Below are 13,623 nucleotides of genomic sequence, written 5' to 3' on the forward strand. Positions count from 1 at the left end.
CTGAGTGAAGACGCACTCACGCGAACGATCAATGGGCGACTCGAACGGCAAGCGGTTCTCTACGACAACGCAAAGTCGCTTCGGTTCATCATCACCGAACCTGTTCTGCGCTGGCGCATCGTGCAACCGCAGATGATGGCTGCTCAGCTTGATCGCATCGTCTCCATTTCACGGCTCTCCCACGTGGACATCCGGATAGTCCCTCTGCGAGTTCAGCAACATGACATCGCAAATCATGCCTTCGTCATCCGTGACGACCGCATGGTGACGGTTGAAACCGTCCATGCCGAAGTCGTCGTTACGGACCCGCGAGATGTGAGTCTCTACGTTGATAAGTTCGAAGGATTCGAGCGAGCCGCGCTGGCCGGCGACGAAATGCGGAATCTGATCGAAAGCATCCGCAACGACTTTTTGCGGGAACAGGAAACAGGCTAGAGGCGTAATCGCGGGCCGCCGAAGATGGGGGCCATGGTGAGCGACAGCAAGGCACATAGGACCGAAGCGGCTGATCATCTGGGCAGCAGTGAGGCCCGACAGTTCCTCTCCCGTCTCTCCGGAGCGTTCGGCGTCGGCGGCGTGCTCATGATGCAGAAGAGCGACCCTGGCCCCGAAGGCGCGGACCTGGCGCCGAGTTCGGCCTTGCACTGGCCTCGGTGTGAGTGCGGGAGCCCGAAATGTCCTGACTACAAGCCCCCGCCGCGTAGCCCGTCAGCGGGACTGAGCGGCAGAGTCGCCGCAGCCAACGCGCGGAGCCGTAGGAGTGGGCTGTGAGCGTCAGAGCGGCCATGCGGTACGTCATGCACCGGATCGCCGAGCATCCCGACACGGACGTGACGTTCGCGGCCGAGTGTCTGCACTGCGGTTGGAAGGCGACTCCCGCCGATGACTCGGCCTCCGTCGACGTGGCGTGCATGAGCCACACGGGCCGGGCCGGGCACGCCGGTTTCCGGCGCATCCGGACCTCGTTCGCCATGGTCGTCCGCACCGAGTGAGACACCGCCCCTGCGGTGGAATCCCTGAACTCCCGCCCGGTATGGGCGGCGACGGTCAGTCATGGCCGTGATCAGTTGAGCAGGGAGCAGACACCGGCAGACGGTGCACCCGAAGGAGCAGAACCCGCGCACTCAACCGCGGAGATCCCCTACACCACACAGCGGGACGCCATCGACCGATGTGGCCGACCGGATGGGCCACAGCAGTACGGACGTGTTGAGGGAGCACTACCACTACATCTTCGAAGGGGCCGAGCAGCGCGGCCGGGCCGCCATCGCGACGATGTTGACGCCCGGCGCCGACGACCCGACGGAGGCATCAGAGGTCGCCTGATACGCGTACGACAACAGCCCCCGGCGTCGCGCCGGGGGCTGTGTTGTTTGTGCAGGTCAGTGGCTGTTTGCAGTCCGGCTTCCGCCCAGGATTCCCCCAGCATGACGCCCAGGAACGGCCCTGATCGGGCCGCAACGGGCAGAAAGCCGAAGATGTCCCCGCGGACCTTCGAAACAGCTTCTGACCTGCAAAAACCCTGCTAGGGCAGGTTCCTCGCCATCACGATCCGCTGGACTTGGTTCGTACCCTCATATATCTGGGTGATCTTGGCGTCGCGCATCATGCGCTCGACCGGGTAGTCGCGGGTGTAGCCGTAGCCGCCGAGGAGCTGGACCGCGTCGGTGGTGACCTCCATGGCGGTGTCGGAGGCGAAGCACTTCGCGGCGGCACCGAGGTAGGTCAGGTCGGCGTCGCCGCGCTCGGAGGCGGCGGCGGCCTGGTAGGTCAGGGCGCGGGCCGCCGAGATCTTCATCGCCATGTCGGCGAGCATGAACTGGATGCCCTGGAAGTCGGCGATCGGCTTGCCGAACTGCTTGCGCTCCCGGACGTAGCCCTTGGCGTAGTCCAGGGCGCCCTGGGCGATGCCGAGGGCCTGGGCGGCGATGGTGATGCGGGTGTGGTCCAGCGTCTTCATCGCGGTGGCGAAGCCGGTGCCCTCCTCGCCGATCATGCGGTCCGCGGGGATGCGGACGTGGTCGAGGTAGACCTCGCGGGTCGGGGAGCCCTTGATGCCGAGCTTCTTCTCCGGGGCGCCGAAGGAGACGCCCTCGTCGGACTTCTCCACGACGAAGGCCGAGATGCCCTTGGAGCGCTTGTCGGGGTCGGTGACCGCCATCACCGTGTAGTACTCGGAGACTCCGGCGTTGGTGATCCAGCGCTTGACGCCGTCGAGCACCCAGTGGTCGCCGTCGCGCACGGCCCTCGTCTTCATGCCGGCCGCGTCGGAGCCGGCGTCGGGCTCGGACAGGCAGTACGAGAACATGCCGTCGCCCTTGGCGAGCGGGGTCATGTACCGCTTCTTCAGGTCCTCGGAGCCGGAGAGGATCACCGGGAGCGAGCCCAGCTTGTTCACGGCCGGGATCAGGGAGGAGGACGCGCAGGCGCGGGAGACCTCCTCGATCACGATGACCGTGGCCAGGGCGTCGGCACCGGCGCCGCCGTACTCCTCGGGGACGTGCACCGCGTGCAGGTCGGCCGCGACCAGCGCGTCGTGCGCCTCCTGCGGGAAGCGGGCCTCCTCGTCCACGGCGGCGGCGTGCGGCGCGATCTTCGCCTCGGAGAGGGAGCGGACGGCGTCACGGAGCATGTCGTGCTCCTCGGACGGGCGGTACAGGTCGAAGTCAGCCGATCCGGCCAAGGTCTCTCACGCTCCAAGGACGCTGGGTGGCAAGGGTGGTGCCGGTGCTAATTACCGTTAAGTAACTCAGATTTTAGAGGCCGCTCCACGAGGAGGGATACGTGAGCTTGGCGACAGCGGAGAAGCTGCCCGTCGAACGCGTTGACTATGCTCGGGGCCGCACCGCCCCGCCCCTGATTCCTGGAGTCCCGCATGGCCTTGAAGATCACCGTGATCGGTACCGGCTATCTCGGCGCCACCCACGCCGCGGCCATGGCCGAGCTCGGCTTCGAGGTGCTGGGGCTGGACGTGGTGCCCGAGAAGATCGAGATGCTGGGCCGGGGCCGGGTCCCCATGTTCGAGCCGGGTCTCGAGGACCTGCTGCGCAAGCACGTCGCCGGGATCGAGGGCTCCACCGGGCGGCTGCGCTTCACCATGGACTGGGCGGAGGTCGCCGAATTCGGCGACGTGCACTTCCTCTGCGTCAACACCCCGCAGAAGCACGGCGAGTACGCCTGTGACATGAGCTACGTCGACGCGGCGGTCGAGTCGCTCGCCAAGCACCTGGACAGGCCCTGCCTGGTGGTGGGGAAGTCGACCGTGCCGGTGGGCAGCGCGGACCGGCTGGCGGCCCGCATCCTGGAGCTCGCGCCGGGCGGCGGCGAGGTCGAGCTGGCCTGGAACCCGGAGTTCCTGCGCGAGGGCCTGGCCGTCCGGGACACCCTGCACCCGGACCGGATCGTGGTCGGGGTGCGCAGCGAGCGGGCCGAGCGGCTGCTGCGCGAGGTGTACGCGGCCCCGATCGCGGCCGGCTCCCCCTTCGTCGTCACCGACTTCCCGACCGCCGAGCTGGTGAAGACCTCGGCCAACTCCTTCCTCGCCACCAAGATCTCCTTCATCAACGCGATGGCGGAGGTGTGCGAGGCCGCGGGCGGCGACGTCGCCAAGCTGGCCGAGGCGATCGGGCACGACGACCGGATCGGACGCAAGTTCCTGCGGGCCGGGATCGGCTTCGGCGGCGGCTGCCTGCCGAAGGACATCCGCGCCTTCATGGCCCGTGCCGGTGAGCTGGGCGCCGACCAGGCGCTGACCTTCCTGCGGGAGATCGACTCGATCAACATGCGCCAGCGCGGGCAGATGGTGGAGCTCGCGCGCGAGGCGCTGGGCGGCGGGTCCTTCCTGGGCAGGCGGGTCGCGGTGCTCGGCGCCACGTTCAAGCCCGACTCCGACGACGTCCGGGACTCCCCCGCGCTCAACGTCGCCGGGCAGATCCACCTCCAGGGCGGACAGGTCACCGTCTACGACCCCAAGGGCATGGACAACGCCCGCCGCCTCTTCCCCACCCTCGGCTACGCGGACAGCGCGATCGACGCGGTGCGCGGCGCGGACGTCGTGCTCCACCTCACGGAGTGGCGGGAGTTCCGCGAGCTGGACCCGGCGGCCCTCGGCGAGGTCGCGGCGGCGCGGCTCGTCCTGGACGGCCGCAACGCCCTCGACCCCGAGCTGTGGCGGCGGGCGGGGTGGACCTACCGGGCGATGGGCCGGCCGACGGCGTAGCGCGGCGGCCGGGGAGGCGCACCGGCTCCCGGGGCACGGCACGGCGGAACGGGCGACGCCGTTTCGGCCGAGGCTCAGTCGGCCGAAACGGCGTCCCCGGCATTCTGCCGCACCGCGCGGCGTCCCGCCGGATGGATCTGCAACAACCTTTCGGAATGACTCACTCCGCGGTGGCGGCGCGACGTCACGCGGGCCCCGCACCTCCGCGCCGAGCACCCGCGGGCCCGCGCAAAGCACCGGCGGGCCCGCGCCGGCCGGGGTGGGACCGCGGGGCGGTCGGCGGCGGCTGCCGTCCCGGCCCGCCGGGGGCGCCCGTCAGCCGTCCAGGGCCGCGATCGTCAGTGTGGACGGCTCCCTGCGGCGCTGCGCCTCGCGGGCCGTGAAGTCGGCCTCGCGCAGCACTCGTTGGACGTTCTCCCAGGTCAGCAGGGCGATATCGGTGTCCGACCAGCCCCGGCGCAGCAGCTCGGCGATCAGGCGCGGGTAGCAGGAGGCGTCGGCCAGCTCCTGCGGGTGGGCGCTGCCGGCGTCGTAGGTGCCGGACAGGCCGACGCTGTGCGCGCCCGCGACCTCGCGCACATGGCCGAGGTGGTCGGCGACGTCCCGGACGGACGGGCCGGTCTGCTCGGCGGTCAGCGGCACCAGGCACAGGCCCTTGGCGGCGCCCAGTGCGGCGAGCAGGTCGTCGGGGAGGTTGGCGGGGTGCGGGCGCAGCGCGCGGGCGGCGGAGCGGGCGCACAGGAGCGGGGCCTTGGAGACGGCGCAGGCGCGTCGCAGGGTGTCCGCGGAGGCGCCGGAGAGGTCGGCCAGCATCCCGAGCCGGTTCATCTCGCGCAGGACCTCCTCGCCGAAGCGGGTGAGCCCCGCCTCGCTCGCCCAGGACGCGCCGGACAGGGTCAGGGCGCGCAGTCCGAGCCCGTGCAGGGAGCGCAGGATGCCGAGCGAGTCGCCGAGCGCGGCGGCGCCGGCCGGGCCGGGCAGGACGGCGATCCGGCCGCAGTGGCGGACGTCGGTGACCGGTCCGGGGGCGCAGCCCAGCCGCAGGCCGTCGGGATGGGCCCGTACGACGGTCTTCACCAGGTCCAGCTGCTCCAGCGTGGCGCTGACGGCCCGGTCCCCGGTCAGTCCCTCGGGCAGGTGCAGGGCCCAGAACAGGGCTCCTACGTGGCCCTGCCGCATCCGGGGCACGTCGGTGGCCACCGCGCTCTCGCCGAGCTCCAGGTCGAACCAGGGCAGATGGCGCAGCGCCCAGGGCAGTCCGCTGTAGCCGTCGGCTACGGGGTGGGCGGCGAGCAGGGCGTGGGCGCGGTCGAGGAGTCCGGTGCCGGGGTCCTCGGCCGGCCCGCCGGCGCCGGGCGCGCCGGGGTCCGCGGGCAGCGGTTCCGCGGGGCCGTCCATGCCGCCGACGCCGGGGCCGGAGTCGTACCTGAGCTCTGCCATGGCGGTCTCCGTACGTGATCGGCGTGCTGATCAGCAGTACGGTTCACCGTCGCACGGACCCCGGGGGGCTTCCTGGTGGGTGGTGCGTTCGGGGGGGTGGCGGGCGGGGCCGGTGGGCGCGCCCCGCCCGGCGGTCAGCCGTCCAGTTCCCCGATCGTGGCGTTCGACGGGCCGCGCGTGGTGCGCAGGCCGCGGGCCACGTCCTCGGCCGCGCCGAGCACCCGTACCGCGTTCTGCCAGGTCAGCTTGGCCAGGTCGGGCCGGGACCAGCCGCGGTCGAGGAGTTCGGCGAGGAGGTTCGGGTAGGCGGAGACGTCGCTCAGCCCGTCCGGGGTGAAGGCGGTGCCGTCGTAGTCGCCGCCGATGCCGAGGTGGTCGATGCCGGCGACCTCGCGCATGTGGTCCAGGTGGTCGGCGACGGTGGCGGGTGTCGCGACCGGGCGCGGGGTGCTCTCCTCGAAGGCGCGGTGCGCCTTCATCGCCTCGGCGGTGGTGTCGAGGTGGTGGAAGCCGCGGGCGCGCATGTTCTCGTCGGCGGCGGCCGTCCAGTCCACCGCCGCCTGGAGCACGAACTTCGGCACGAAGGTGACCATCGCGACACCGCCGTTGGCGGGAAGCCGCTCCAGGACGTCGTCGGGGATGTTGCGCGGGTGGTCGCAGACCGCGCGGGAGGACGAGTGGGAGAAGATCACCGGGGCGGCGGTGGTGTCGAGCGCGTCGCGCATGGTGGTCGCCGCGACGTGCGAGAGGTCCACGAGCATGCCCTCGCGGTTCATCTCGCGGACGACCGCGCGGCCGAAGGCGGACAGGCCGCCCACGCGCGGCTCGTCGGTCGCCGAGTCCGCCCAGGCGATGTTGTCGTTGTGGGTGAGGGTCATGTAGCGCACGCCGAGCGCGTACAGCGCGCGCAGGGTGGCGAGCGAGTCGGCGATGGAGTGGCCGCCCTCCGCGCCCATCAGCGAGGCGATCCGGCCCTCCGCGCGCGCGGCCTCCATGTCGGCGGCCGTCAGCGCCGCCCGCAGGTCGGCCGGGTAGCGGTCCAGCAACTGCCGTACGCAGTCGATCTGTTCGAGGGTGGCGCTGACCGCCTGGTCGCCGGCGTAGTCCGAGCGCACGTACACCGACCAGTACTGCGCGCCCACGCCGCCCGCGCGCAGCCGCGGGATGTCGGTGTGCAGGTGCGCGCCCTGGTCCGCGGCGATGTCGCGGGCGCCGAGGTCGTAGCGGACCTGTTCGCGCAGGGCCCAGGGCAGGTCGTTGTGGCCGTCGGCGACGGGGAACTCGCGCAGCAGGTCGCGTGCTGCCTCCAGGGAGCTCATCGGCGTCACTTCCCGTTGCCGAATCCGAACCCGCCGGCTCCCTCGACCTTGGCCCGCAGGCGCTTGCCCTTCTCGGTGGCCTGGTCGTTGAGGTCCTGCTGGAAGTCGCGCATCCGCTGGAGCAGGTCCTCGTCGTGGGCGGCGAGGATGCGGGCGGCGAGCAGCCCGGCGTTGCGGGCGCCGGCGACGGAGACCGCGGCGACGGGCACGCCGGCCGGCATCTGCACGATCGACAGCAGGGAGTCCATGCCGTCGAGGTACTTCAGCGGCACGGGGACGCCGATGACGGGCAGCGGGGTGACCGAGGCGAGCATGCCCGGCAGATGGGCGGCGCCGCCCGCACCGGCGATGATCACCTTCAGTCCGCGCCCGGCGGCCTGCTCGCCGTAGGCGACCATCTCGCGCGGCATGCGGTGCGCGGAGACGACGTCGACCTCGTAGTCGATCTCGAACTCGTCGAGGGCCTGGGCGGCGGCCTCCATCACCGGCCAGTCGCTGTCCGAACCCATGACGATGCCGACCGGCGGGCCGGGGCGGGCCTCGGCGCCCGGGGAGGGGTGGCGGCCGGGCGACGGGCTGGCGGTGCTCATTCGGTGATCGTGCCTCTCAGGTAGGCGGCGGCGTGGCGGGCGCGCTCCAGCACGTCGTCCAGGTCGTCGCCGTAGGTGTTGACGTGTCCGACCTTGCGGCCGGGCTTCACGTCCTTGCCGTACATGTGGATCTTGAGCTGGGGGTCCCGGGCCATGCAGTGCAGGTAGGCGCTGTACATGTCCGGGTAGTCGCCGCCGAGGACGTTGACCATGACCGTCCACGGGGCGCGCGGGCGCGGGTCGCCCAGCGGGAGGTCCAGGACCGCGCGGACGTGGTTGGCGAACTGGGAGGTGACGGCGCCGTCCTGGCTCCAGTGGCCCGAGTTGTGCGGGCGCATCGCCAGTTCGTTGACGAGGATGCGGCCGTCGCGGGTCTGGAACAGCTCGACGGCGAGGTGGCCGACGACGCCGAGTTCCTTGGCGATGGTCAGGGCCATCTCCTCGGCCTTCAGGGCCAGTTCCTCGTCGAGGCCGGGGGCGGGCGCGATGACGGTGTCGCAGACGCCGCCGACCTGCCGGGACTCCACGACCGGATAGGCGACGGCCTGGCCGTGCGGGGAGCGGACGACGTTCGCGGCGAGTTCGCGGACGTAGTCGACCTTCTCCTCGGCGAGGACGGGGACGCCCGCGAGGAACGGCTGGGCGGCCTCGGCCGCGGAGCCGACGACCCAGACGCCCTTGCCGTCGTAGCCGCCGCGCACGGTCTTGAGCACGACCGGGAAGCCGTCGCCCTCCTGTGCGAAGGCGGCCACGTCGGCCGGGTCGCGCACGATCCGGTGCCGCGGGCACGGCACCCCGATCGCTTGGAGCCTTGCGCGCATCACGCCCTTGTCCTGGGCGTGCACCAGCGCGTCGGGCCCGGGGCGCACGGGAACACCCTCCGCCTCCAGCGCCCGGAGGTGCTCGATGGGTACATGTTCGTGATCGAAAGTGATCACGTCGCAGCCCCTCGCGAACGCGCGCAGCGTGTCGAGGTCGCGATGGTCGCCGATGACGACATCGCCTACGACCTGCGCCGCGGAGTCCTGAGGGGTGTCACTGAGGAGCTTGAATCTGATGCCGAGCGGGATGCCCGCCTCGTGTGTCATACGAGCGAGCTGCCCCCCGCCGACCATGCCGACTACCGGGAACGTCACGCCCCCAGGGTATCGGCCGCCCGGGGACGACCCTCTTACCGGACTTTTCCGGGGCTCTTTCCGGCCTGTCCGCTCGCCCGCAGGCAATCGCCGAGGGGGGTGGTTAGCATGGCTGAGTTGACGAAAACCGACCGACAGGAGCCTTCACGACCATGGAACGCGGTTCCTCGGGGCTTCAGGCGGCGCCTCCGGCACCCCGCAGTGCCGTCCGGCAGCGCCTCGACCGGCTGGTCCGTGAGGTCGCCAAGTTCGGCGCGGTGGGCGGAGCGGGGCTGCTGGTCAACCTCCTCGTCTTCAACCTGGTGCGCCACGAGACCGACCTCCAGGTGGTCCGCGCGAGCGTCATCGCCACGATCGTCGCGATCATCTTCAACTACATCGGTTTCCGGTACTTCACCTACCGTGACCGCGACAGGTCGCGCCGTACCAAGGAAATGGGCCTCTTCCTGCTGTTCAGCGTGGTGGGCCTGGTGATCGAGAACGGCGTGCTCTACACCGCGACCTACGGCTTCGGCTGGGACAGCCCGCTGCAGAGCAACGTCTTCAAGTTCCTCGGCATCGGCCTCGCCACCCTCTTCCGCTTCTGGTCCTACCGCTCCTGGGTCTTCCGGGCGCTGCCCGACCGGGCTCCGGCCGCCGGGGAGGAAGCGCCCGCGAGGACGGGCCACGGGCCACGGGAGGCCAAGGTCCGCCAGCGCGTGGGCTGACGCGCCCGGCCGCCCCGGTCAGCGGACCGTCGGTCCGGCGTCCGGGGCGTGCTTCTTCGCCGGTGCCGTACGCGACAGGAACAGCGCGATGACCGGCGGTTTCGTCTGGAGCATCTCCAGGCGCCCGCCGTCCGCCTCGGCGAGGTCGCGGGCCACCGCGAGACCGATCCCGGTGGAGTTGCGGCCGCTGATGGCCCGCTCGAAGATGCGGGCGCCCAGGTCCGCCGGGATGCCCGGCCCCTCGTCCGTGACCTCGATGACGGCCTGGTTGCCGGTGACCCGGGTGCGCAGGGCCACCGTGCCGCCGCCGTGCATGAGGGAGTTCTCGATGAGCGCGGCGAGCACCTGCGCGACCGCGCCCGGCGTCCCGACCGCCTCCAGATGGCGCTTGCCCGAACTCACGATCGCGCGGCCCGCGCTGCGGTAGGCCGGGCGCCACTCGGCGATCTGCTGCTGGATGACCTCGTCGAGGTCGAAGGTGACGGCGGAGCCGCTGCGCGGGTCGCGCGAGTTGGTCAGCAGCCGCTCGACGACGTCCGTGAGGCGCTCCACCTGGGTCAGGGCGATGGTCGCCTCCTCCTTCACGGTGTCCGGGTCGTCGGTGAGGGTGATCTCCTCCAGGCGCATGGACAGCGCCGTGAGGGGGGTGCGCAGCTGGTGCGAGGCGTCCGCCGCCAGCCGGCGCTCCGCGGTGAGCATGCGCGCGATGCGCTCGGCGGAGGCGTCGAGCACGTCCGCGACCCGGTCCAGCTCCGGGACGCCGTAGCGCCTGTGCCGGGGGCGGGGGTCGCCCGAGCCGAGCCGTTCCGCCGTCTCCGCCAGGTCGGTGAGCGGGGAGGCCAGCCGGTTCGCCTGGCGCACGGCCAGCAGCACCGCGGCGATCACCGCGAGCAGGGCCACCGCCCCGATGATCAGCAGCGTGCGGCCGACCTCGCGCGTCACCGACGAGCGCGGCTCCTGCACGGTGACCGTCTCGCCCTCCTCGCCGGTCTGACGGGCGCTGATGACGTCTCCGCCGGGGCGGTCGCCGACCCGGATCAGGGGTTTGCCGGGGATGCTGATCTCGGCGTAGCGGTCACCCTGGATCTGCTCGCGCAGCACGGAGGCGTCGACGGTCTCCTCGCCGAGCAGGCGGCTGTCGACGATGCTGGAGAGCCGCACCGCCTCGGTGTCCACCCGCTCCTGCGCGGTGGTGGTGATGGTCCGCGTCTCGACGATCACGAGCGACACGCCGAAGACGGCGATCACGACGAGAACGACGGCGAGGGTGGACTGGATCAGTCGGCGGCGCATGTCCTACTCACCTGTACGGCTCACGGGCCCGTGCGGGCGCCGCGAGGACTCAGCTCTTCTCGAAGCGGAAGCCCACGCCCCGCACGGTCGCGATGTAGCGGGGGTTGGCCGCGTCGTCCCCCAGCTTCTTGCGCAGCCAGGAGATGTGCATGTCGAGGGTCTTGGTCGAGGACCACCAGGTCGTGTCCCAGACCTCTCGCATCAGCTGGTCCCGCGTCACGACCCGGCCCGCGTCGCGCACCAGGACCCGCAGCAGGTCGAACTCCTTCGCCGTGAGCTGGAGTTCCTCCTCGCCCATCCAGGCGCGGTGCGACTCGACGTCGATGCGCACGCCGTGTGTGGCCGGCGGCTGCTGGGGCTCCGCCGCGCCGCGCCGCAGCAGGGCCCGCACCCGCGCGAGCAGCTCGGCGAGCCGGAAGGGCTTGGTGACGTAGTCGTCGGCGCCGGCGTCCAGGCCGACCACGGTGTCGACCTCGTCGGCACGCGCGGTGAGGATCAGGATCGGTACGGCGTGGCCGTCGGCCCGCAGCCGGCGGGCCACCTCCAGGCCGTCCATGCCGGGCAGCCCGAGGTCCAGCACGACGAGGTCGATCCCGCCCTGCAGGCCCGCGTCGAGCGCGGTGGGGCCGTCCTCGCGCACCTCGACCTCGTACCCTTCCCGGCGCAGTGCGCGGGCCAGCGGCTCCGAAATGGACGCGTCGTCCTCGGCGAGCAGTACTCGGGTCATGAGCTGATGGTAGTCCGCCCGTGTCAGGAGCCGGGGTGTGATCGGCCGCCCGGATTCTTACCGTTCCCTGGTCTCTCTCTTACCTGCGACACCCTGTGGTACAGACCACGCCTGCAAGGTGCGATCCTGGAATCACCTTCGAAAGCACCCCCGCGGTTCCCTCGACACCTGTGATCCGTGTCTCAAGTCCTTCCATATCAGTCAGTGTCGTGACGTATGGTGAATCCACGCCTGTAGCACTGCGGGGACCTTCGGCGCGCTTGACGCCGGGGGTCACTTTTGTGTCGGGACTGGATGAGACAGTCCCGGGAAACGACCTGTGGCCGGGCCCCCGACGGCGGGGGCAGGGATCCCGACGGTCGCCGTCCTCCGCCCCGAGACCAGGAGCGGACTCCCCCGGGCGTGGGGCCGACGGCGGAACCCGCCGGTGCCGGCCGCCCCCACCGGGCGCGCGGACACACCGCGTCGACGCGCGTCCCGACCAGCAAGGAACGACCATGGCGTCCAGCCTGACGAAGGACTCGGCCCGACCGGGCATCCCCGGCTCCGAGCGCACCTTCTTCGGCCACCCCCGCGGACTGGCCACTCTCTTCATGACCGAGATGTGGGAGCGTTTCTCCTACTACGGCATGAGGGCTCTGCTCCCGCTGTACCTGATCGCGCCGGGCGGCCTGAACCTCAACGCGGGAACGGCGACCGCGATCTACGCGGTGTACGTGTCGCTGGTGTACCTGCTCGCCATGCCCGGCGGCTGGTTCGGCGACCGCGTCTGGGGCCCCCGCAAGACCGTCGCCGTCGCCGGCGGCATCATCATGCTCGGCCACCTCACGCTTGCCCTGCCCTCGTCCGGCACCTTCTACGCCGGTCTGGGCCTGGTCGCCATCGGTTCGGGTCTGCTGAAGGCCAACATCTCCACGATGGTCGGCCACCTCTACGACGGACCGGACGACCCGCGCCGCGACGGCGGCTTCACCGTGTTCTACATGGGCATCAACCTCGGTGCCTTCGCCGCGCCGCTGATCATCGGCACCATCGGTGAGAACGTCAACTGGCACCTCGGCTTCGCGCTCGCCGCGCTCGGCATGGGCCTGGGCGTCGCCCAGTTCCTGATCGGCTCCCGCCACCTCGCGGCCCGCTCCAGCGTCGTCCCCACCCCGCTGTCGGCCGCGGAGAAGTCCTCGACGCTGCGCAAGGCCGGGATCTGGGCCGGCATCGCGCTGGTGTTCTACGCGATCGTGGGCCTGTCCGGCTCCTACACCCTGAACTGGGTCCTGATCCCGCTGACCCTGCTCGGGGTGATCATCCCGGCGCTGGTCCTCGTCCGCATCAAGCGCGACAAGGACCTCGACCGTGCCGAGCAGTCCAAGATGTCGGCGTACATCTGGTTCTTCGTGGCCGCGGCCGTGTTCTGGATGATCTACGACCAGGGCGGCTCGACCCTGTCGATCTTCGCCGACTCCTCGGCCGAGAACAGCGTCTTCGGCTGGGACTTCCCGGTCACCTGGTACCAGTCGGTCAACCCGGTCCTGATCATGGCGCTGGCCCCGGTCTTCGCCTGGTTCTGGCTGGCGCTGAACCGCCGCGGCAAGGAGCCGAGCACGATCGTGAAGTTCGGCTCGGGCCTGGTCCTGGTCGGCGCGTCGTTCTTCCTCTTCCTGGCCCCGCTGACGATCGCCGGGGACGGGCAGAAGGCCGCCGCGATGTGGCTGGTGGCGATCTACTTCACCCAGACCGTCGGCGAGCTGATGCTGTCCCCGGTGGGTCTGTCGGTGACGACGAAGATGGCCCCGGCGAAGTACGCCTCGCAGATGATGGGCGTCTGGTTCCTGGCCGTCACCGCGGGCGACTCGGTCACCGCACTGCTGTCCAACCCGGCCGTCGGCGGCGTCAACCTCGACAAGAGGGGCTTCGTCGCCCTGGAGGCGGCCCTCGCCGTCCTCGCCGGCATCGCCGTGTGGATGTACCGCAAGAAGATCAAGGGGCTCATGGGCAACGTGCGCTAGCCGCACCCGCCCGCCCCGCCGAAGGGGCCGCCGCGACCCGTGAGGATCGCGGCGGCCCCTTCGGCCTGTCCCGGGAGCGCGCCCCCGCGCCTGCGAGGGCTGCCGTGCGCTCAGCGCCGCCCGCGTCCGGGCAGGAACGTGAACACCGCGCCGCCGAGCAGCAGGGCCGTGCCCGCGACCAGGCCGAGG

Annotated in this window: 13 protein-coding genes; 6 read left to right on the forward strand and 7 right to left on the reverse strand. The window is 71.1% G+C overall.

The genetic code is table 11. The features are described from left to right. From SZN_RS30150 to SZN_RS41655, 3 genes are all read left to right on the forward strand, one after another. Positions 1-435, forward strand: a 435-nt coding sequence (locus tag SZN_RS30150) for a DUF5753 domain-containing protein (RefSeq protein ID WP_043733964.1), incomplete at its 5' end; no start/stop codon positions are given. A 332-nt stretch (positions 436-767) separates the two neighbouring features. Beyond that, complete coding sequence (locus SZN_RS30155) at positions 768-992, forward strand: DUF7848 domain-containing protein (protein ID WP_043733966.1); 225 nt, start codon at positions 768-770, stop codon at positions 990-992. A 193-nt stretch (positions 993-1,185) separates the two neighbouring features. Next, on the forward strand, positions 1,186-1,326 hold the full coding sequence (locus SZN_RS41655; RefSeq protein WP_167546338.1) for a hypothetical protein: 141 nt from the start codon (positions 1,186-1,188) through the stop codon (positions 1,324-1,326). A 199-nt stretch (positions 1,327-1,525) separates the two neighbouring features. Here the strand turns inward: SZN_RS41655 and SZN_RS30160 are convergent, their stop codons facing one another. Then, a complete protein-coding gene (locus SZN_RS30160; protein ID WP_007502431.1) occupies positions 1,526-2,683 on the reverse strand; it encodes an acyl-CoA dehydrogenase family protein in 1,158 nt (385 codons plus the stop codon). Positions 2,684-2,875: 192 nt separating this feature from the next. Between SZN_RS30160 and SZN_RS30165 the strand changes: the two genes are divergently transcribed. Next, a complete protein-coding gene (locus SZN_RS30165) occupies positions 2,876-4,219 on the forward strand; it encodes a UDP-glucose dehydrogenase family protein (RefSeq protein WP_043733967.1) in 1,344 nt (447 codons plus the stop codon). A 315-nt stretch (positions 4,220-4,534) separates the two neighbouring features. Here the strand turns inward: SZN_RS30165 and SZN_RS30170 are convergent, their stop codons facing one another. The 4 genes from SZN_RS30170 to SZN_RS30185 all read right to left on the reverse strand — a co-directional run bounded on the left by SZN_RS30170 (position 4,535) and on the right by SZN_RS30185 (position 8,704). After that, a complete protein-coding gene (locus tag SZN_RS30170) occupies positions 4,535-5,659 on the reverse strand; it encodes a dipeptidase (protein ID WP_007502433.1) in 1,125 nt (374 codons plus the stop codon). Positions 5,660-5,793: 134 nt separating this feature from the next. Continuing rightward, a complete protein-coding gene (locus SZN_RS30175) occupies positions 5,794-6,978 on the reverse strand; it encodes a dipeptidase (protein ID WP_007502434.1) in 1,185 nt (394 codons plus the stop codon). 5 nt (positions 6,979-6,983) lie between these two features. Beyond that, entirely contained in the window at positions 6,984-7,487 is a 504-nt protein-coding gene (purE, locus tag SZN_RS30180; protein WP_043733970.1) for a 5-(carboxyamino)imidazole ribonucleotide mutase, read from the reverse strand. Positions 7,488-7,564: 77 nt separating this feature from the next. Continuing rightward, positions 7,565-8,704 (reverse strand): 5-(carboxyamino)imidazole ribonucleotide synthase, encoded by a 1,140-nt coding sequence (locus SZN_RS30185; protein WP_043733968.1) that lies wholly within the window; start codon positions 8,702-8,704, stop codon positions 7,565-7,567. Between the two features lie 152 nt (positions 8,705-8,856). On the opposite strand from SZN_RS30185, the gene SZN_RS30190 reads away from it, so the two are divergent. After that, positions 8,857-9,411 (forward strand): GtrA family protein, encoded by a 555-nt coding sequence (locus SZN_RS30190; protein ID WP_007502437.1) that lies wholly within the window; start codon positions 8,857-8,859, stop codon positions 9,409-9,411. An 18-nt stretch (positions 9,412-9,429) separates the two neighbouring features. Here the strand turns inward: SZN_RS30190 and SZN_RS30195 are convergent, their stop codons facing one another. Then, the gene (locus tag SZN_RS30195; RefSeq protein WP_007502438.1) at positions 9,430-10,704 is read right to left on the reverse strand and encodes an ATP-binding protein; all 1,275 of its coding nucleotides are present in this window, start codon (positions 10,702-10,704) and stop codon (positions 9,430-9,432) included. A 49-nt stretch (positions 10,705-10,753) separates the two neighbouring features. Further along, positions 10,754-11,431 (reverse strand): response regulator transcription factor, encoded by a 678-nt coding sequence (locus tag SZN_RS30200; RefSeq protein WP_007502439.1) that lies wholly within the window; start codon positions 11,429-11,431, stop codon positions 10,754-10,756. Positions 11,432-11,928: 497 nt separating this feature from the next. On the opposite strand from SZN_RS30200, the gene SZN_RS30205 reads away from it, so the two are divergent. Beyond that, on the forward strand, positions 11,929-13,434 hold the full coding sequence (locus SZN_RS30205) for an oligopeptide:H+ symporter (RefSeq protein WP_007502440.1): 1,506 nt from the start codon (positions 11,929-11,931) through the stop codon (positions 13,432-13,434). The last annotated feature ends 189 nt before the right edge of the window (positions 13,435-13,623 follow it).

Source organism: Streptomyces zinciresistens K42 (genome assembly GCF_000225525.1).
Taxonomy (GTDB): Bacteria; Actinomycetota; Actinomycetes; order Streptomycetales; family Streptomycetaceae; genus Streptomyces; species Streptomyces zinciresistens.

What these genes read in the sequence shown, in the direction of transcription:
- SZN_RS30175 (WP_007502434.1), bottom strand. Translation starts at nt 6,978, where the DNA reads ATGAGCTCCCTGGAGGCAGCACGCGACCTGCTGCGCGAGTTCCCCGTC.
- purE (WP_043733970.1), bottom strand. Translation starts at nt 7,487, where the DNA reads ATGGGTTCGGACAGCGACTGGCCGGTGATGGAGGCCGCCGCCCAGGCC.
- SZN_RS30205 (WP_007502440.1), top strand. Translation starts at nt 11,929, where the DNA reads ATGGCGTCCAGCCTGACGAAGGACTCGGCCCGACCGGGCATCCCCGGC.
- SZN_RS30195 (WP_007502438.1), bottom strand. Translation starts at nt 10,704, where the DNA reads ATGCGCCGCCGACTGATCCAGTCCACCCTCGCCGTCGTTCTCGTCGTG.
- SZN_RS30190 (WP_007502437.1), top strand. Translation starts at nt 8,857, where the DNA reads ATGGAACGCGGTTCCTCGGGGCTTCAGGCGGCGCCTCCGGCACCCCGC.
- SZN_RS30165 (WP_043733967.1), top strand. Translation starts at nt 2,876, where the DNA reads ATGGCCTTGAAGATCACCGTGATCGGTACCGGCTATCTCGGCGCCACC.
- SZN_RS30170 (WP_007502433.1), bottom strand. Translation starts at nt 5,659, where the DNA reads ATGGCAGAGCTCAGGTACGACTCCGGCCCCGGCGTCGGCGGCATGGAC.
- SZN_RS30200 (WP_007502439.1), bottom strand. Translation starts at nt 11,431, where the DNA reads ATGACCCGAGTACTGCTCGCCGAGGACGACGCGTCCATTTCGGAGCCG.
- SZN_RS41655 (WP_167546338.1), top strand. Translation starts at nt 1,186, where the DNA reads ATGGGCCACAGCAGTACGGACGTGTTGAGGGAGCACTACCACTACATC.